Below are 18695 nucleotides of genomic sequence, written 5' to 3'. Positions count from 1 at the left end.
ATACCGGCCCAGTAACCAAACGTAATCCGGTTGACTTGGCTGGCTTTCCCGCTGACATTCCATGCGGGTCGAATCAAATCAGACAATATGGTTTTGTGCCGATAGCGGAATAGTCATCTACTTTTCGGCTCGTCCTGACTTAACGAAAAACATGATGATCGGCACGGCGCTCTCCGTCCACCTGCGTGGAGACGGATAATTTCTGGCCAGATCGCCGGGAGATTTCTCTGACCTTGGGAGAGGATTGCGATGGCCGAGGAAGGCAACGCAGAGTCGGGTGATTTTCGCGACAAGCTGCGGCGGCAGTCGGCCCATTGGCTGGTCTTGCCCGAGCTGTTCGAGCACTTTGAAGACTATGCGCAAGACGGCCGGGTCAGGGTCATCGCAGAGCTCAACATCATGTTCAAAGGCGGGCTCGAAGCGGCAAGGGCAGCCGCGCTCGCGGTACTTGCCGCTGCGAACATCGACAGCAAGCGCCTGCGCCAAGCGAGGCAGACGCCCAGCAAGCTCAACCTTTTCCTTTCGCTGACCTTGGCCGAACTCAGGACACTGGATCAACTGAAGCGCGGGCGGCGTCCCGATCCGTTTCCCATCTACAAGGTATGGGCGGACCAGAAGCTCAAACCGTTTGCGGGTAAGCCGCTGCGTACGATCAAGGCCGATGCCTGCCTTGCTACGTTCAACGCACATGGCCGCGATATCGTGGTGGCGGTGGCTGACAGCGGCATCGACGGCAGACACGCCCACTTTGTCCAATACAAGAACCTTGAAAATCTGCCGGATGGGCTGAGGCACTGCGATTTTTCCAAGGATGGCAAATCCCACGGGCGATCGGCTTTGAGGGACGAATACGGCCACGGCACCCATGTCGCGGGCATCATCGCGGGCAGTTACATGGCGCAAGGGGAAGGAGCTGTGACGATCCTGCGGCAGGAGCATATCGAGGATAGCGAGCACCTCGGCGACGAAGGCGAAACCCAGACAATCGCGGAGCACAACAAGAGCCCGATCGAATTGCGCGGCGTGGCGCCCGAAGCCAAGCTGTTGAGCCTGAAAGTGCTCGATGCCGATGGCAGCGGCTATGCCAGCAACCTGATTGCGGCGCTGGAGTATGTCTTTGATCTCAATGATTCCGGCCGGAAAACCAAAGTTCATTGTCTCAATCTCAGCCTTGGCTATCCCTTCGAGGCTGCCTGGTATGCGGCTGGCCAGAGCCCGGTTTGCGTAGCCGTCACGCGGCTGGTCCGCAGCGGTGTCGTCGTGGTTGCGGCGGCAGGAAACGACGGCTCGATCATGCTGCAGCCGGAAGGGGCAGGCAGGGCCAAACGCATCGGGCTGGCGCAGTCGATCAACGATCCCGGCAACGCGGAGGCGGCGATCACGGTGGGTTCAACGCATGGCGAATCCCCGCATCTCTACGGCGTATCGTACTTTTCCTCGCGCGGTCCGACGGCAGACGGGCGGATGAAGCCCGATCTTCTCGCGCCGGGCGAACGCATCCTTTCCTGTTCGCCGCGATCAGCCGTGGAACGGCAGGTCCGCACCGCACCCGGTACAAGGATCACGGCAGAGAGCATCTGCTACCGGGAGGAAAGCGGCACCAGCATGGCGGCGCCCCACGTGGCGGGCGCGGTTGCTGCTTTTCTTTCGGTCCAGAACGAGTTCATCGGCCGCCCGGAGGAGGTCAAGAAGGTGTTCATGGACACCTGTACTGACCTTGGCCGCACGCGCGAATTTCAGGGCGCGGGGCTGATCGACATGATGCGCGCGATCCAATCGGTTTGACGGAGGCCGGAGCCATGGAAGCACTTGCCAATCTGCCTTTCATTCGCCTCTCGACGGACAAGGCAGGCGTCCTCGAAGCCGGCAGCGCCCTGTCTCTTCCTGCAGGCACCACGGATCTCATCGTGATGAGCCATGGCTGGCGCAACGACACCGACGATGCCCTCACCCTGTACAGCACGCTGATCGGCAACGTGAAGCAGGCTGCGGGCGCTACCTTTGCGGCAAACAACCGGTCCTGGGCCGTCGCCGGAGTGTTCTGGCCAGCCTATCGCTTCGAGCCGGACCTGAGCATCCGCGCCCAGCCACAGACTGGTGCACCCGCACCCACTGGCGGTGCGCTGGCCATTGGCGACAACGATCTGCCGGAGCACGACCTGCGGACCTATGCGGAAGAGTTCGCAGAACTGCTTGACTGCGACACCGATGCTTTCGCTGCGGCCGCATTGAAGGGTGCCAATGGCGGGAAATCAGCCAACGACTTCTTCAAGCTCTTGCGCAGCAACCTGACGCCCGATCCCAAGCTGAAGGGCGAGCACAAGCGCCTGCTCACGGCGCGGGGCTCGGAATTTCTGAGCGACCTCAAGTCTGCTGCCACCGCGCCGACGCAATTCGACACTTTGGAACCCGCCGCAGGTGCTGGCGAAGCGGCCGGTTTCACGGACATCATCCGCCAGGTCCAACGCGTCTTTACCGGAGGACGCGCGGCCGTCGCGACCGCGCTGAACTATGCGACCTATTACGAGATGAAGGCCCGCGCCGGGGTCATCGGCAAGGCGCTCGCTCCGGTTGTAGAGCAAGCGGCGGGCAACGGCGTGCGGGTTCACCTCATCGGCCACAGCTTCGGCGCCCGGCTGGTGACATCGCTGGCGAACGAATTGGCATCGCTCAAACCAGCCTCGATGTCGCTGCTCCAGGGAGCGTTTTCGCACAATGCGCTGGGCATCAAGAGCAACCAGCCTGGGGGCGCTGCGACGGACGGCTTGTTCCGCAAGGTGATCGCCGGAAAGCGGGTGTCAGGCCCATTTCTGGTCACCCATACCCGGCGGGATACGGCTGTGGGCTTTGCCTATCCGGCGGCCTCGGCCCTCTCGGGCACGACTGCTGCGAATTTCATCGAGGCAGCGCAGGCCTACCTCGGCGGGCCGACCGATCCCTACGGCGGCATCGGCGCCAACGGCGCGCTTTCGCTCAAGCCCGGCGAGGACGTGGCGCATGTTGCTGTGTTGCGGAACGGCAAGCCGCTGCTCGCCCCGCGCGGCAATCCGGGAGCTGCTGCAGCGCCGGTACTGTCGCGCGGGCTCGTGAACAACGTGCTCGCCGATGCGATCATCAGCGAGCATTGGGATGTTAAGAACCCGAACGTCGCTGCGCTGGTCTGGGCAGCGATCGGGTAATCCGGTCAGCCGAATTCCCGCCAGACGTTGAGGGTCCGCTGGATGACAGTGATCGCGCAAAGGCCAGCATAAACGAACGCGATCGTCGCAAACTGTGCGGGCCATAGGCACATCAGCACGAAGGCGGCGATCGTCTCGGTCCCTTCGGCAAGCCCGGTGTTGTAGAAGAAGCTTTTGCGGCCGTGCGCACTCGTTTCGATCCCGCGCTTGGCGGCGATGGTGGCGAAGGCGAGGAAACTCGTGCCCGTGAGCGCGAATGTGGCCAGCAGAACCGCTGCGGGAAGCGCATTGGCCGGGGCTGCGAAGGCAAAGCCCAGCGGCACGCCGACGTAGAACACGAAGTCAGCGACAATATCGAGATAGCCGCCGAAGTCGGTCAGCCGCGTCGCCCGCGCCACCGCGCCATCAAGGCCATCAAGCAGGCGGTTCAGCAGGATGCCCACAAGGCCGAGGCCGATATGCCCCGTGGCAATGGCCATCGCCGCTGCCGTGCCGATTGCCATGCCAGCCAGCGTCACGCCGTTCGCGCCGATACCCAGCGCGGCGATTCCCTGCCCGATCCGGTTGAGCACGGGGTCGATCAGTGGGCGCAGCTTCGCATCGAACATGGGAATCAGACCGGCGTCACAAGGCCGATCATCGCGCCGCACATGGCGGAGGCGAGATTGCCAGCAATCCAGCTCTTCATGCCAAGCTGCGAAGCCTCGCGCCGCCGCTCTGGCGCCAAAGTGCTGACGGTCGTGACCAAGAGGCCGACGCTCGCCAGATTGGCCACGCTGCAGAGCGCATAGGTCACGATCAGTTCGCTGCGCAGGCTAAAAGTCCCCAGCGGCACCTTGGAGAATTCGAGGTAGGCGACATATTCGTTGAGGATCGTCTTGGTGCCCATCAGCGCCCCGGCCGCTGGCGCCTCGCCCCATGGCACGCCGATAGCCCACATCAGCGGCGCGAACAGCCAGCCGAACGTGCGCTTCAGCGTGATCGGAGCGCCCGCGATGGCGGGCAGGTTCGCAAGGATCTGGTCGGCCAGATTGACCAGCGCGAAGATGACGATGATGATCCCGATCACCGAGAGGACGAGTTGCACGCCCTCCATCGTTCCGCGCAGGATCGCGTCCATCGTGCCGTCATAACGGACCTCGGGCTCTGCGGCGCTGCTGTCCTTTTCGGTGGCCGTGCCGGGCACCATCATGCGCGCGATCAGGATGGCGGCCGGGAGCGAGAGGAACGAGGCCACGATCATGTGGCCCACCGCATCGGGCAGGATCGGCGCCAACGTTGTTGCGTAGAGCACCAGCAACGCGCCCGAAATGTTGGCCATCGAGAGCACCATCACCGCAAACAGTTCGGCGCGCGACATCGTGGCGCAATAGCTGCGCACGATCAGCGGAGCTTCGACCACGCCGAGGAAGATGTTGGCCCCGGCATTAAGGCCCACCACCCCGGTCACACCCAGCGTACGCCGCAGGATCCACGACAGGCCGTTGACCAGCCAGCGCAGCACGCCCCAGTGCCAGAACAGTGCCGTCAGCGCAGAGAACACGATGATCAGCGGCAATATCTGGAACGCAATCACGGTTGGCGGAGTGGCGCCTGGCTTCAGCACGAAGGGCAGCTCTGCCCCGCCGAGATAGCCGAACATGTAGCTCGATCCCGCCAGCGTCGCCTTCTCGATGGCCTCGACCCCGTGGTTGATCACACCAACGGCCCGCCAGATCACCGGCACTCGCACGAAGGCGAGCGCCATGATGATCTGCATACCCAGAGCGCCCGCAATCCAGCGCGGCCCGGGCATCGCCTTGCGATCTTCCGACAGGCCCCAGGCCAGCGCCAGAATCAGCGCGAGGCCAATGAGCCCCTGTCCTTGCTGCAAGATCGCCACTGTTCCCCCTGATGCCCGTTGACTGACTGGTATCAGAACTTCCACGCCGCGCCGAACTGGAACTGGCGCGGCGGCCCGGCATTGCGCTGCACGAAGGGTGCGCCGCCGCCGAACTGGATCTGGTTGGAGGTGGTCGCAGCGTTGGCAAACCCGGACTGGTTGTTGGCGTTGAACAGGTTGAACACGTCGGCGCTCAGCTCAAGCTTTCCGGCAAAGGCTGGCAGCGCATACCGCAGGCCGAGATCGACCGTCGCCGACCACGGCAACCGCGCCGAGTTGCGCTTCGCCCCCGGATAGCGATCCGAATTGCCGACGTAGTTCTCGCCGAACGAGGCGCCGTCGCCGTTGAGGTCCTGCGTTCCGAAGATCCGCGCGTCAGGCACCAGATTGACCGGCTGGCCCGATTGGAACAGCCCCGCCATGGTGAAGGTCAGCCCCTCCAGCGGATAGAGGTAGCCGACCGCGGAAATGACATGGCGCCGATCGTTGGCGGATGGGCCCCATTCGGTGCTGAAATCATTGGAATTGGACGCGCGGAAGTTGATGTCGTCGGTGTTGTTCTTGAGGCTGGAGAGCGTGTACGACAGGCGGAACGCATAGAAATCGCTGCCGCGCGCCTTGTTTGCCTGCAGGATCAGGGCCTTGTACTCGGCAGTTCCCGCCGTTTCCGAAACCGTGATCTGCCGCGCGCCCCCTGCAATCAGTGCCACGGGCCGTGTCGCGTCGGCAGCGGCCTGGCTGCGCACCAGCCCCAGCGACTGCGCCAGCGCGAAGCGCGCGGCGTTGTCGGGCTGGTTCCTCAGCAGTGCGATATTGGCATCGGTGAGGTTTGCCAGATTGGGCGTAAACGGCGCTGGTGCGTTGAGATCGCGCAGGCGCGCAAGGTTATGCGTGCGACTGTAGATCGCATCGATGCTCAGCGTTAGCGTGTCGCTCGCCTGGAACTGGTAGCCGCCGCTCAGTTGCAGGCTCCACGGGCTTTGATACCCGGCGGGATTGAGGATCCGCCCCTCCCCCAGCGTCGCCGTGCCGCGCAACGCCTGCACCTGCGCCGGGGTCGGGCAGGCGGAAACCGTGGTGCAGTTCGGCGAGACGGTGAGGTTTCCGTCGAAGGTCACCTTGGCGAGATCGCTGTCCTTGGGAATGATCCCGGCCGCCTTGAGCTGGTTCAGCTGCGCCAGGAACCCCGGCGAGGTCGTGTTCCTCTGGAGCGCATCGGAGATCACCGAATACGTCAGCTTGCCCGTGAAGATGCCCGCGCCAAAGCGCAGCGCCGAGCGGGAATCCGGGCGGTAGTTGAGCGAAAAGCGCGGGGCGAAATTGTTGTAATCACCGCCCTTCCCGCCCTTGGCCGTCAGGCTGTCGTAGTCCCAGCGCAGGCCCAGCGTGGCCGTCAGCTTGGGGCTGAGCTGCCATTCATCCTCGACATAGGCAGCAACCAGCGTCTGCCCGGTGCCGAAGGACTGCGGCCTGAGTTCGACCGAATAGCCGCCCGGCGCGATCGCGGGATTGAGCGCAAGGACATCCTGCGCGGTGAGGCCGAGCCCCTTTCCGCTGCTAGCGAGGCCGGCCAGCTGCGCCGAGGTCAGATCGACGGTGTAGTTGCCATCGGGATTGCCGCCACCGAGCAGGGCGAACCGAGAGTGGATGAGGTCGGCACCAAGGCTGAGCTTGTGATTGCCAAGCTTGCGCTGGAGCCGCTGCGTGGTCTGCCAGGTGCGCTCGAAATCATTGAACACATAGCCCGGATGGCCGACGACGCCGACCGTCAGCCCGCTCGGATCGCGGATCGCGACTTGCGGACCGGCGGGGCCTTTGGGCTTGCCATAGTTCCAGCGGAAGCTGCTGTACTGCACCGCGCCGTCATAGCTCCACTCATCGCCGGAATAGCTCGCCGTCGCTGCGATCAGCGTCGAAAAGCGGTCCTGATCCGATCCGGCGGAAGGGAACGTAACATTGCCGCCGCCGAGCCCGCCGCCGGGCCGGTCCACCGTCACGCGGCCAATGTTGGCGCGCAGGCCCAGCGTCCAGTCCTCGGTCAGGCGGTGATCGATGCGGATCGAGCCGAGGTAGGCCTGATTACGGCCGCTGACGTTGGCGACCGTGCCCAGCGCCGGAGCATCGACAACCTGCAGGTTGCGATCACGGGTATACTCGAAGTTGGCGTAGAAGAACGTCTTGTCCCGGACGATCGGCCCGCCAATGCTGCCACCCGCCTGATAGCGCTCGAAGCTCTCGCCAACGGGATTGCCGGTCAGGTCACGGCGCGGATAAGCCGAGGCGGAATCGAGCGGGCGGCCGGGGCGCACCAGTGTATAGACCTCGCCGTGGAAGTCGTTGCTGCCAGAAGGCGAGGTGTAGTTGACGATCCCGTTGGGGGTGCGCCCATAAGCCACCGAATAGCTGTTCGCGAGCACCGTCACATCGCGGGTGAAGCCCAGCGGCACCGGAAACTTCGGCCCACCGAGGAAGTTCTCGTTGTTGTCGAGCCCATCGACCAGATAGTTCGTGTCGAGCCCGTTCGAACCGTTGATCGAGATCCCCGGCGATTCCGGGAAAAACCCGGTCGAGGCGACGACATTGGGCAGGCGCACCAGCGCACCGATCACATCGCGCCCTTCAATCGGCAGCGCGGCCAGCTCGGCAGGCTTGAGCGATGCCGAGACTTCCGCGTTGACGGTGTTGACGCCCGTGATGCCGCGCTTGCCGGTCACCACAATCGCAGCCGTGCTTGTGGGCGAAAGGGGCAAGGTCACGCTGCTGGCGAAGTTCGAACGCAGCGAGACGCTTACCGGCGTGCTGGCCGAGTAGGCGGCCGAGGCTTCTACAGAAACGCGGTAATCCCCGGCGGTCGAAAGGCCGTCGAGTTGCACCATGCCTTGCGCATCGCTGCGCAGAACGCGCTTGTAGCCGATGCCCGAGTTTTCAACCGTCACGGCGACATCGGCAGCCGGTGCGCCACTTTCTGCGTCAACAAGCGCGATGCGGATGCCGGCCTGCTGTGCGAGTGCCGGATGGGCAAGGCCAAACGCGAGTGCGGCGATGCTGGATGCAGCGGCAATGCGGGGGAAAGATAGCAACAGGGATCTCCGCTAAGGCACCGCGATCATAGGCGGTTTCGTGACATGGTGCCTATTGGTCTTGCAAGCTCGGCAATTCTTACAGGTTGCCTGCCTCAGCCGCGCCGCCACGCATGATACTTGCCCACCAGCGCAAGCAACCGCTGGGGCGCGTGCTTCTTCTTCCACTCGCCCGCGGCATACTTGTTCGCTTCCGACATGGTCGGGTAGGTGTGGATCGTGCCGAGGATCTTGTTCAGGCCAAGGCCGTGCTTCATCGCCAGCACATATTCGGCGATCAGTTCGCCCGCATGATCGCCAACGATCGTCACGCCAAGGATGCGATCCTTGCCGGGCGGGGTGAGCACCTTGACGAAGCCCTCCTTCGCGGTCTCGGCAATCGCGCGGTCGAGTTCGTGCAGCGGGAATATCGTGACCTCATGCGCCACGCCTGCTGCTCGCGCATCCTGCTCGTTAAGCCCGACGCGCGCGATCTCCGGATCGAGGAAGGTCGTCCACGGGATCACCCGGTAATCGGCCTTGAACCGGCGGAACTGGCCGAACAGCGCGTTGACCGAGGCATACCACGCCTGATGCGCGGCGACGTGGGTGAACTGGTAGGGCCCAGCCACATCACCCGCTGCGTAGATGTTCGGATAGAGCGTGGCGAGATAAGCGTCGGTCACGACCGTACGCTCCACCTCGACCCCGAGCTCCTCAAGACCATAGCCGGTCAGCCGCGCCTTGCGGCCAACGGCGAGGATCAGCGCATCGAAGGGGATCGCGACTTCGCCATCCGCACTCGCCGCGATCAGGCGCTTGCCATCTGCATCGTTCTCGATCCGCAGCGCGGCATGGCCGGTCAGCACCTTTACGCCCGAGGCATCGAGTGCTGCACGGGCGAGATCCGCCACATCGGCATCCTCGCGCGGTAGCAGGCGCTCTCCGCGATCCACCTGCGTCACTTCGGCGCCCAGCCGCGCGAAGGCCTGCGCAAGCTCGCAGCCGATCGGACCACCGCCCAGCATCACGATGCGGCGCGGCATTTCATCGAGCTTGGCATACTCCTCCCACAGCGTGTCGCTCGTCACATAGCCCGAGCCTTCCAGACCCGGCAGATCGGGGACCAGCGGCGCAGCACCGGCAGCGATGACAATCGAGCGCGTCGTCAGGCGCTGCGTAGCGCCATCCTCGCGGGCGATTTCGACGGTCCAGGGATCGACAATGCGGGCATAGCCCTTGACCACATCGACCCCGAGCCCCGTATAGCGCTCGACGCTGTCGTGCGGCTCCACCTCGGCAATGACCGCGTGGATCCGGCGCATGACCTCTGGGAAGCTGAAGGACGGCTCCATCGGCGTAAGGCCGAAACTGTCTGCCCGCCGCATCGCATCGGCAATGCGCGCAGACTTGATGAGGGCCTTGGAAGGCACGCAGCCATAGTTGAGGCAGTCGCCGCCCATCTTGCCGGCTTCCACCAATGTCACCTTGGCCTTCACCGTGGCAGCGATCAGCGAGGAAACCAGCCCGGCCGCGCCCGCGCCGATAACGACGAGATTGCGGTCAAACTGCTTGGGCTTCTGCCAACGTGCATAGATCCGCCGCCGCACGATCATGCCCATTATCGCTTTGCCCGCCCATGGCAGGAGGCCCAACGCAGCAAACGAGAGCAGCAACCCCGGCGTTGCGATGTCACGCAGGCTGTCGATCTGCGCGAGCTGCGTGCCAGCGTTCACATAGACCACAGTGCCGAGGAACATGCCAAGCTGGCTGACCCAGAAGAATGTGAAGACGCGGATCGGGGTGAGCCCCATCAGCAGGTTGATCGCGAAGAACGGCACCACCGGAACCAGTCGCAGTGTGAACAGATAGAACGGACCGTCGCGGGCCATGCCGGCGTTGATCGGACGCAACCGGTCAGCAAAGCGCGCCTGCACTGCATCTTGAAAAAGATAGCGCGAGGCGAGGAAGGCCAGTGTCGCCCCGATGGTCGAGGCGAAAGAAACCAGCAAGGTCCCGATCGCCAGCCCGAAGATCGCTCCTGCCGCAAGGGTGAGCACACCCGCACCGGGTATCGAAGCCCCGGTGAAGGCCACGTAAACCAAGAAGAACGCGCCAATCACCATGAGCGGGTTGTCGCGATAAGCCGTGGCCAGCCACGCCTGCTGGGACTTGAGCGTCGCCAAGGTGAGATAGTGCCCGAGATCGAGCGCAAACCATGCGGCGACGACCGCCACCAACAGAAGCAAGATACCTAGACGTTTCAAAAACCTGCTCCTGCATACGGGTTGGCCGGACACCGAAAGGCGCCGGCGCCATGCGCCCTAGTCATCCGTTTTACCCTTGTGCGCGGCAAACGCCTTGGCCGCGCCCGAAATTGTCTCAAGCTGGCGCTCGAAGTTGGTGCAGTCACTGCATATACTGGTGTGGATGCGCACTTTCATTCGCTCCGAAAAGGTCAGCTTGCGCTCGCGGCCCTGCGAAAAAAGGAACGTGGCATCATGGCAATTCAGCATGATCAGGCTCCTTCCTGGAACCAGTTGATCTGCAAGCATGCGCGCAAGGCAAGGCGGGCACGGTGCAGGATGACATGGACGTTGTTGATGGTCAGGCCAAGCTCGGCACAGATCTCCTCGGTGCCCAGTTCCACAACTTCGCGCATCATGAACACGCGTCCCTGCTGCGGTGGCAGGCGGTTGAGACAGGCATCGAAGACCGCGAGGAACTGCGTTGTGTGCAGATCGGCCTCGGGGTCGCTCCACCGCGCCGGCCGAGCCGCATCGTGCCACATACCGCGCTGATCGAACACCGCAGGCAGAGGGCCTTCCTGATCGGGCGCCGCCATCTGGCTCGCGGCAAGCGGCAGGCGCTGCCGCTTGCGCAGGATATCGGCGACCTTGTTCTTCAGGATCGCGATGATCCACGTCTTCAAGGCAGCTTCACCGCGAAAATCGGCGGCATTGCGTAAAGCACCCGCGAGCGCTTCCTGCACCGCATCTTCCGCCTCGTCATCGCTGCCCAGTTGCAGCCGGGCGAACCGCAGCATGTCCTCGCGCATTTGCGCGAGAAACTCCGGCGTTGCGCTCGCAACATTGCCCTTGATACGGACGGTCGGGTCCATTCAGCCGTTCCCCGCGAGGCGCGCCCTGCCCGCGCTGTAACTGGAGACGAGAAACGGCACGAGATAGTTGAGCCCGAAGCGCGGCCAGTCCACCCCGGCACCGTGCCAGATCGCCGATCCCTGATTGATCGCATTGAGGCACGTGCCAACGACCAGCGACACCTTTACCGCACCCGTCACGGCGGGTCTCGACATCATGTGGGCCAGCAATGTCGTCACGGTTTCCCCCGGCGCGTGGTCGTGGCGCCGGGTGCGGCGCTTCCGTGGCTGGTGTATCGGCGAACGAACGAACGGTCGATCCAATCCTTGAGGCGCCATGCCCATCGTCCGGTGCCAACGATCGGCCCCCACGAAAAGATCGCCCGTCGGTCGCCGAGCGCCAGGAGATACAGTGTGCGGCGGCGCGGCTTGTAACGCTGCACAGCGCCCTGCCCCAAGGCCGCGCGAAGATTGGCTGCGAGCACGGGGCCGGCCTTCACGGCATGGACCCCCGATCGTTCGAGCCGGCGGTCGGCACGCTCGATAATGTCGCCCGCAGCAAAGATAGCGTCATGCGAGGTGCTGCGCATGTCCGGCCCGACCGCGACGAAACCCTCCGGCGTGCAAGCAAGGCCCGATTGGGCGAGCCATAGCGGCGCGCGGCTGCCTGTCGCGGCGACGATGCAGTCAGCCGCCAGGAATCGGCCGTTCGAGAGCAGCAAGCCGCCTTCCGTGCCGACTGCATGGGCGAAATGCATGGTGATGCCGCGCTCAAGGAGAGCACACTTTGCCAGCGCCTGCACACGCTCATCATGGCCGGCGAGAAACCGTTCCTCGGGCGTAACGATCGAAACCCGGCCCATTCCTGCTGCACGGCGGTGGGCAACGCAGATCGCGAAGGCCAACTCGACGCCCGCAGCGCCGCCACCAACGACGACAATCTCCTGCGGCGGGCTTCCGGTGTCCGTTGCAATCCGGCCGCGCCATTCTGCGATGAAGCCGCACATGGGCCGCACCGGGAGCAGCCGCTGACCGGCAACAGCGAGCGCAGAAGTATCGGTTTCGCCTCCGGTCGCAAGCGACAGCAGATCGAATTCCAGAGTTTCTCCTGTCGACAGCGCAAGCTTGCGCTTCTCCGCATCAAGGCCGATCACATCGGCAAGCACCAACTCGGCACCTGCGCGTTCTGCCAGCGGCGCAAGATCGATCATCAGATCATCGGCGCTGTAGAAACCTGCCAGCCAGCCGGGAACCATGCCGGAATAGGCCGTGTAGCGCGAGGACGTCACCAGCCAGCGCCGCGCGGCGGGCAGCGGCTTGCGCGCCCAGTCCGCCAGCACGGCCAGATGCGCGTGCCCGCCGCCCGCCAAGACCACGCGCTTCATCGATTGCGAATGCATTTGCGAGCAAGTTCCGTCAGTGAAGATCAGCCATAGTCGCGCAGTATTCCAGAACCTTACAGACCACATGCCACGCTTGCACGGCCTCATTGACCGCAGGCCCGTTTCCTGATGATATCCGCCGATGGCTTCACATGCACCTGCTCCCGGCTCCAGCCGCCTCGCGCGCTGGACAGTGTTTCTCACACTGGCCTCGCTCCTCATCGCGGTAATCGGGCTGACCCTCGCGCGATACGACCTCATTCCCAAGCTCGCCGGATTCGGCGCACTCGTTGGCGGCGCTCTTGTGGCGCTGATCGCATTGTTGCTGGGACTTGCGGCGCTGATCACCACACGCCGGCGCCCGGAAGCGCGTGGCGGCAAGCTGATTCCAGCGATTCTTGTTTCGCTGGTATACGTCGGCTTCATTGTCAGCAGGCCGTTTGCCGCAGGATCGGCGCCGACCATCCACGATATCACGACCGATCTCGCCAATCCGCCGCAGTTCGAGACCATCCATCTGCGCGCAGACAATCTCGTTGGCGTGGACAGCCTCGAAAACTGGCGCAAGATCCACGGCGCGGCTTATCCTGACCTGCAGACGGTCACGATCGCCAAGCCCGTTGCGGAGGCAACCAGCCTCGCCCTGCGTCTGGCCAACGAGGCAGGATGGGAGATCGTCAGCAGCGACCCCGCGCGCGGCCATATCGAGGCAACCGCGAGTGTTTCCTACATCCGCTTCCATGACGATGTGGTGATCCGCATCGCGCCTTCGGACGATGGCAAGTCCTCCCGCGTCGACATGCGTTCGGTCAGCCGGGTCGGTGTCGGTGATCTTGGGGTCAATGCTCGCCGGATCAGAACCTTCCTCGCGGCACTCCGCGCAGCCTGAGGGGTTACCAGCCGGTCAGGGGCGGCCCGCTTCGCCGGGCCTGCCCGTTTGCAAGCAAGTTCGCGAACGGGCAACATCAGGGTGACAATCCGACAGGCTGCGCCTATAGCCCCCCCATGGGGCGTTTGCGCGCATATCTTTGCAGTCACTTCCGGCTGGCGATGCTGCTGATCGCGGTTGCGCTCGTGATCAAGGCTGTGGTGCCCACCGGTTACATGATCGGCAGCCAGGGCAAGGCGCTTACCATCCTCGTCTGCGGTGACGCCTCGGGCGACCACCTCGCCAAGCAGATCACCATTCCCGGCAAGAGCGAGGGCACGGCCAAGCCCGCCGAAACCTGCCCTTATGCCTCGCTGTCGTTCGCCTCGCTCGATGCGGGGCTTCCGGCGTTCGTGGCGCTGGCGATTGCCTTCCTGCTCCTGCTCGGATTTGCGCCCATCCGCATTCCGGCACTGGCAGGCATACCCTACATCCGTCCGCCCCTGCGCGGACCACCGGCCCTGATCTGACAGACAAAGCGGCTGCGCCCCTTGGCGCGGCCACCTGACAGATCGCACCGCGCGCGTTCCGGCGTGCGGGCCATACCGGATACCCGTTCCATGAAGACTTCCCTGATTGCGCTCGGCCTTGCGCTGAGCCTCGCTGTGCCCGCCCGGGCGCAGGACACGACCATTCCAGCCGCCGAGGCGCCGGATTCCTCCAGCCTCCCCGAGTCCTCCATCCTCGTTGTCGGTCAGCGCGATGCCCCGATCGAGATCGCCCCGCGCGGCCTCGCCGTCAGCCTTGGCGCCGAACAACTGGAGGCGGTCAACGCCTTCAACACCGAAGACCTGATGAAGTACGCGCCCGACTTCTTCGTGCGCAAACGCTACTCCGGAGACAGCAACGGTGTGCCCGGCTTCCGCGGCACGCACTCAACCCAGAGCGCGCGCACGCTGGTGATGGTCGATGGTTTCGTCGTCTCCAACTTCCTCGGCAACAGCTTTTCATTCGCGCCGAAGTGGGGCGTGGTCGGTCCCGGCGAAGTCAAGCAATTCGATGTCGTCTACGGTCCCTACTCCTCGCGCTACATCGGCAATTCGATGGGCGGCATCGTCAATATCACGACACGCGATCCGGACAGCACCGAGGCCTTCGCTACCGTGCAAGGCTTCGTTCAGCCCTATCGCCAGTTCTCGACGCGGGACGACTACTACGGGTTCTCTGCCGAGGGCGGCATTGGCCTGAAGCAGAAGAGCGGGCCGTGGTCGCTGCGCCTGACTGGCCGCTATTTCCGCAACACCGGGCAACCGATGACGTTCCTTGGCCTGAACCCGGTGGCGGGCACCGGCGGCACGCCCGTGAACGGCGCTGTGGTCGATCCCGAGCATGTTCGCGCCGCCGCTGCGGGAACCGGCATTCCCGGCGCGCCGGGCAACGCATCCAATCCCTACTTCGCCGCCCAGTCACCCGCGCGGATCACGCAGGAGCAAGCCAAGCTCAAGATCGGATATGACAATGGGCCGGTGACCGGGCAGTTCCTCTTCGCCTACTGGCACAACGAGGACAGCCAGACCGCGCCGGACTGCTATCTGCGCGACGCGGCTGGCAATGTAGTGTGCGAAGGGCGCGTTTCCATCAGCGGGCAGAGCTACACCGCCTCGGGCGCCAATTGGTCAAAGACCCTGCGCGACGAATACCTCGCCGGCCTCAAGCTCGCGGCAGACATCGCGGACAACACGACCGCTCGGCTCGCCATCTCGACCTATCAGGTTCCGCGCACCGAAACCTTCACCTCGAACGGCTACGTGGCGGGCAAGACGAACGGCGCCGGCACTCTGGCGGCGCAAGGGCCGACCGGCTGGTGGACCGGCGATCTGACGCTGGAAAACAAGACCGGCCGCCGCGCCTTTGCACTCGGCCTCACCGCCAATGCCTATCGCACCGATCAGACCCGTACCAACCTCGCCGACTGGACCAGCGCTGCGGGCCAGACCTTTGCCTCGCGCACCTTCGGCAAGACGCGCCAGCTTTCGGCCTGGGGCGAGGCACAGGTGTTCCTTGATGCGCTGACCGTGACGGCGGGCGTGCGTTATGACAACTGGCGTGCCTACGATGGCGGGCTGGCGCGGCTCGGCACCGGACCGCTGGCGGGCCAGCCGGTCGCCAATACCTATGCCGCGCGCAGCAGCGACGGCGTAAACGGAAGCCTCAGCTTCGAATACCGGCTCGGCGATGGCACCTCCTTGCAGCTCAGTCTTGCGATGGCGACGCGCTATCCCACGGTGGGCGAGCTGTTTCAGGGCAGCCTCAACGGCGATGGCAGCTTCAATCCCAACAGCTTCGACCCCGCGCTCAAGCCGGAACGCAGCAAGGACGCCAACCTTGTCGTTGCGCATGATTTCGGGTGGGTGAAGCTCACCGGTTCAGCCTTCTTCCAGCGGGTGGACAATACGATCTTCTCGTTCGTCGGCTTCAACCAGAACGGGATCACCACATCCTCGTTCAAGAACATCGACCTTACCCGCCAGTTCGGCTTCGAAGGCATTGCCGAGACGCACAACTGGCCGCTTGAGGGCATGAACATCGATTTCAACGCAGCCTACATCGATAGCAAGACCCTGCGGAATGCCGCCGCACTCGCCGCGGAAGGCGTGCAGTTCCCGCGCATCCCCAAGTGGCGGGTGAACGCGAACTTGCGCTATGATTTGACCGACAAGCTGCAAGGCTCGGTCGGGCTGCGCTATGCCAGCCGCCCCAATACCGACCTGTTCGGCCTCCAGCGCGGCGACACGTTCGGCTTCACCTCGGAACTCTTCGCGCTCGATCTGCGGCTCAACTGGCAGCTGACCGAGAAGCTGCGCGTTTCAGCAGGTGTGGACAATCTCACCAATGATCGCGCCTGGGTGTTTCACCCCTATCCCCAGCGCACCTTTCTGATCGAAGCCGGATGGAGACTGTAACGATGGACCGGACGCTTCTCTATCGCACGGTATGGCGCTGGCATTTCTATGCGGGGCTGTTCGTCATGCCCATGGTGCTAGTGCTGGCGCTTACCGGCGCGGTCTACCTGTTCAAGCCGCAAGTCGATGCCTGGGAGGAACGCGCATGGCGCGATCTTCCTGCGGCGACGACGGTCTCCGCCGATCAGCAGGTCAAAGCCGCGCTCGCCGCCTTTCCGGGCAGCCACTTCAGCTCCTACCGCCTGCCGGCAGCGGAGAACGACGCGGCGCTCGTTCACCTTGCCTTGCCGGACCACGCCATGCGCGATGTATTCGTCTCACCCGATGGCAAGGTGCTCGGCTCGCTCGATCCCGAATGGCGCGTGATGCAGGTGGCACACGATATTCACGGGCAGCTCTTCCTCGGCAAGCGCGGCAGCTGGCTGGTCGAACTCGCGGCCAGCTGGGCCATCGTGATGATCCTGACCGGGCTCTACCTGTGGTGGCCTGCCGGGCGCGGACCGGCCGGGGTCATCTGGCCCCGGCTTGCCAGTGGGCGGAAAGTCCTCTGGCGCGATCTCCACGCAGTGACGGGTTTCTGGGTTTCGGGTCTGGCGCTCGTGCTCCTCGTTACGGGCCTGCCCTGGGCGGATGTCTGGGGCAGCGCCTTCAAGGCGGTGCGTACCGAACTCGGCTGGGTAAAGGGCCAGCAGGACTGGACAATCGGCGGCGCGCCTGCGGGCGGCGACGAGCATGCCGAGCACCAGCATGGTGCGATGGCGATGGGCACTTCCGCGATGCCGATGGGCGCGCACCGCATGCCGGACGGGACGCTGATGGCGATGTCGGGCGTCTCGCTCAGCGAGATCGTGGCGGAGGCGAAGGGCCGCCACCTTCCGTTCCCGGTGATCGTCTCTCCCCCCGGCACCGCGCCGCGTTTTGGCGGCAAGGCGAAAAGCGAATGGTCGGTCCGCTCCGACACGCAGAACCGGCCCCAGCGCGTCTCCTACACCTTTGACCCCATGACCGGCCGCGAGACCAGCCATGAAGACTTTGCCGGCAAGCACGTGATCGACCGCGTCGTTGGCTACGGCGTCGCCTGGCACGAAGGGCAGCTGTTCGGCCTCGCCAACCAGCTGATCGGGGTGGCGACCGCGCTGCTGCTGGTCACGATGTCGGTCACCGGCTTCATCCTATGGCGCCGCCGCAAGCCGGCGGATCGGCTTGGTGCACCTGCCCCAACCGCCACGCCTCCACGCATGGGCGGAGTGGTGCTGATCGTGCTGGCGCTTGCTGCGCTGCTGCCGATGCTGGCGATCTCGATGGTGGGCATGCTCGTGATCGAGTTTGCCGTGCTGCGCCGTCTCCCGCGTGCGGCGAACTGGCTCGGCCTACGCATGACGGAGGCCGAAACCGGTTAGGCGCCTGGCGCACCGAAGACCGCCGCGAAGTTGTCCTCTGGAATGGCGATGGGTTTGATTGCCCTTGAACCTTCAGGCCGTTTCCCCGTTATCGATGACGAGCGATGCGCCGTTGACATGCCGTGCCTCGTCGGAAGCGAGATAGAGCACCATGTTGGCGACGTCGGACGGCTGGCCCTGGCCGTGGCCTTCCAGTTCTTCGAAGCTCGGACTGTCTTCGGGCATGTCCGCCAGTGCCCGCATGGTCATGGGCGTGCGGATGGAGCCGGCAACGATGGCGTTGCACCGGATGCCATTGGCCTGCTCGCGGCAGTACACGGCCACGCAGCGGGTCAGGGCATGTATGGCGCCCTTGGCGGCACAGTAGCCCGGGATTGCACTCACACCCTTGATCCCGGCGATCGAGCCCATGTTGATGATCGAGCCGCCGCCGCCAGCCTTCATCAGCGGAATGGCAGTATGGCAGCCGAGGAACGTGCCTTCAGACATCACCGAGTTGACGAAGCGGAAGCTTTCCAACGTGCATTCTTCGATGGTTCCGAAGTTCACGACACCGGCATTGTTGACGAGAATGTCCAGCCGGTCATGTTCGCTGCGGATACGTTCGATAATAGAGCGCCAGGCCTCTTCGCTGCGGACGTCATGAGCAATGAAGGTTGACCCGGGGATCGATGCTGCCACCGATTGCCCAAGCGCGGTATCGACGTCCGTAAGATAGACCGTCGCACCTTCGCTGGCGAGCAGCGCCGCATCCGCAGCGCCGAGGCCGGAGGCTCCACCCGTTATCAACGCAATCTTGCCAGCAACACGGCCCATCGATCTTCTCCCGATATTCGGCGGGGCACCCGCCCGGCTTGATCGG

At 64.2% G+C, this 18695-nt stretch carries 15 protein-coding genes; 6 read left to right on the top strand and 9 right to left on the bottom strand.

The features are described from left to right. Positions 1–249: 249 nt before the first annotated feature. Together NSE01_RS17210 and NSE01_RS17205 are read left to right on the top strand one after the other, a co-directional pair. A complete protein-coding gene (locus NSE01_RS17210) occupies positions 250–1785 on the top strand; it encodes a S8 family peptidase (RefSeq protein ID WP_147160881.1) in 1536 nt (511 codons plus the stop codon). Between the two features lie 14 nt (positions 1786–1799). Next, a complete protein-coding gene (locus NSE01_RS17205; protein ID WP_147160880.1) occupies positions 1800–3179 on the top strand; it encodes a hypothetical protein in 1380 nt (459 codons plus the stop codon). 5 nt (positions 3180–3184) lie between these two features. On the opposite strand, the gene NSE01_RS17200 is transcribed toward NSE01_RS17205, so the two are convergent. The 8 genes from NSE01_RS17200 to NSE01_RS17165 form a co-directional block, all read right to left on the bottom strand. Continuing rightward, positions 3185–3787 (bottom strand): CDP-alcohol phosphatidyltransferase family protein, encoded by a 603-nt coding sequence (locus tag NSE01_RS17200; RefSeq protein ID WP_147160879.1) that lies wholly within the window; start codon positions 3785–3787, stop codon positions 3185–3187. 5 nt (positions 3788–3792) lie between these two features. Then, positions 3793–5061, bottom strand: coding sequence for a NupC/NupG family nucleoside CNT transporter (locus tag NSE01_RS17195; protein ID WP_147160878.1), 1269 nt, complete (start codon positions 5059–5061; stop codon positions 3793–3795). A gap of 32 nt (positions 5062–5093) precedes the next feature. After that, positions 5094–8141: a TonB-dependent receptor gene (locus NSE01_RS17190; protein ID WP_147160877.1), complete on the bottom strand. Its 3048-nt coding sequence runs from the start codon at positions 8139–8141 to the stop codon at positions 5094–5096. Positions 8142–8236: 95 nt separating this feature from the next. Then, complete coding sequence (locus NSE01_RS17185) at positions 8237–10387, bottom strand: dihydrolipoyl dehydrogenase family protein (protein WP_147160876.1); 2151 nt, start codon at positions 10385–10387, stop codon at positions 8237–8239. A 57-nt stretch (positions 10388–10444) separates the two neighbouring features. Continuing rightward, complete coding sequence (locus NSE01_RS17180; protein ID WP_246135263.1) at positions 10445–10636, bottom strand: anti-sigma factor family protein; 192 nt, start codon at positions 10634–10636, stop codon at positions 10445–10447. 2 nt (positions 10637–10638) lie between these two features. Then, on the bottom strand, positions 10639–11241 hold the full coding sequence (locus tag NSE01_RS17175; protein WP_147160875.1) for a sigma-70 family RNA polymerase sigma factor: 603 nt from the start codon (positions 11239–11241) through the stop codon (positions 10639–10641). Further along, positions 11242–11460 (bottom strand): nitrate/nitrite transporter NrtS, encoded by a 219-nt coding sequence (nrtS, locus tag NSE01_RS17170; protein WP_218033297.1) that lies wholly within the window; start codon positions 11458–11460, stop codon positions 11242–11244. Beyond that, on the bottom strand, positions 11457–12620 hold the full coding sequence (locus NSE01_RS17165) for an FAD-dependent oxidoreductase (protein ID WP_170233885.1): 1164 nt from the start codon (positions 12618–12620) through the stop codon (positions 11457–11459). The genes nrtS and NSE01_RS17165 overlap by 4 nt, the downstream gene beginning before the upstream one ends. 124 nt (positions 12621–12744) lie before the next feature. On the opposite strand from NSE01_RS17165, the gene NSE01_RS17160 reads away from it, so the two are divergent. From NSE01_RS17160 to NSE01_RS17145, 4 genes are all read left to right on the top strand, one after another. Further along, positions 12745–13491, top strand: a complete 747-nt coding sequence (locus NSE01_RS17160) for a DUF1499 domain-containing protein (protein ID WP_147160874.1) — start codon at positions 12745–12747, stop codon at positions 13489–13491. A 116-nt stretch (positions 13492–13607) separates the two neighbouring features. Then, complete coding sequence (locus tag NSE01_RS17155) at positions 13608–14000, top strand: DUF2946 family protein (protein ID WP_147160873.1); 393 nt, start codon at positions 13608–13610, stop codon at positions 13998–14000. Between the two features lie 90 nt (positions 14001–14090). Beyond that, a complete protein-coding gene (locus tag NSE01_RS17150) occupies positions 14091–16433 on the top strand; it encodes a TonB-dependent receptor (protein WP_147160872.1) in 2343 nt (780 codons plus the stop codon). Positions 16434–16435: 2 nt separating this feature from the next. Further along, entirely contained in the window at positions 16436–17833 is a 1398-nt protein-coding gene (locus tag NSE01_RS17145; RefSeq protein WP_147160871.1) for a PepSY-associated TM helix domain-containing protein, read from the top strand. A 72-nt stretch (positions 17834–17905) separates the two neighbouring features. Here NSE01_RS17145 and NSE01_RS17140 read toward each other — a convergent pair whose 3' ends face one another. Beyond that, complete coding sequence (locus tag NSE01_RS17140; RefSeq protein WP_147160870.1) at positions 17906–18649, bottom strand: SDR family oxidoreductase; 744 nt, start codon at positions 18647–18649, stop codon at positions 17906–17908. Positions 18650–18695 lie beyond the last annotated feature (46 nt).

It is taken from the genome of Novosphingobium sediminis, from assembly GCF_007991615.1.
Classification (GTDB): Bacteria; Pseudomonadota; Alphaproteobacteria; order Sphingomonadales; family Sphingomonadaceae; genus Novosphingobium; species Novosphingobium sediminis.
The sequence above is the reverse complement of the archived record's forward strand: the minus strand, read 5'-3'. Positions and strand labels throughout refer to the sequence as shown.

Coding starts and splice junctions, on each gene's coding strand:
- NSE01_RS17210 (WP_147160881.1), top strand. CDS start 250: ATGGCCGAGGAAGGCAACGCAGAGTCGGGTGATTTTCGCGACAAGCTG.
- NSE01_RS17205 (WP_147160880.1), top strand. CDS start 1,800: ATGGAAGCACTTGCCAATCTGCCTTTCATTCGCCTCTCGACGGACAAG.
- NSE01_RS17200 (WP_147160879.1), bottom strand. CDS start 3,787: ATGTTCGATGCGAAGCTGCGCCCACTGATCGACCCCGTGCTCAACCGG.
- NSE01_RS17180 (WP_246135263.1), bottom strand. CDS start 10,636: ATGCTGAATTGCCATGATGCCACGTTCCTTTTTTCGCAGGGCCGCGAG.
- NSE01_RS17175 (WP_147160875.1), bottom strand. CDS start 11,241: ATGGACCCGACCGTCCGTATCAAGGGCAATGTTGCGAGCGCAACGCCG.
- NSE01_RS17165 (WP_170233885.1), bottom strand. CDS start 12,620: ATGCATTCGCAATCGATGAAGCGCGTGGTCTTGGCGGGCGGCGGGCAC.
- NSE01_RS17160 (WP_147160874.1), top strand. CDS start 12,745: ATGGCTTCACATGCACCTGCTCCCGGCTCCAGCCGCCTCGCGCGCTGG.
- NSE01_RS17155 (WP_147160873.1), top strand. CDS start 13,608: ATGGGGCGTTTGCGCGCATATCTTTGCAGTCACTTCCGGCTGGCGATG.
- NSE01_RS17150 (WP_147160872.1), top strand. CDS start 14,091: ATGAAGACTTCCCTGATTGCGCTCGGCCTTGCGCTGAGCCTCGCTGTG.
- NSE01_RS17145 (WP_147160871.1), top strand. CDS start 16,436: ATGGACCGGACGCTTCTCTATCGCACGGTATGGCGCTGGCATTTCTAT.
- NSE01_RS17140 (WP_147160870.1), bottom strand. CDS start 18,649: ATGGGCCGTGTTGCTGGCAAGATTGCGTTGATAACGGGTGGAGCCTCC.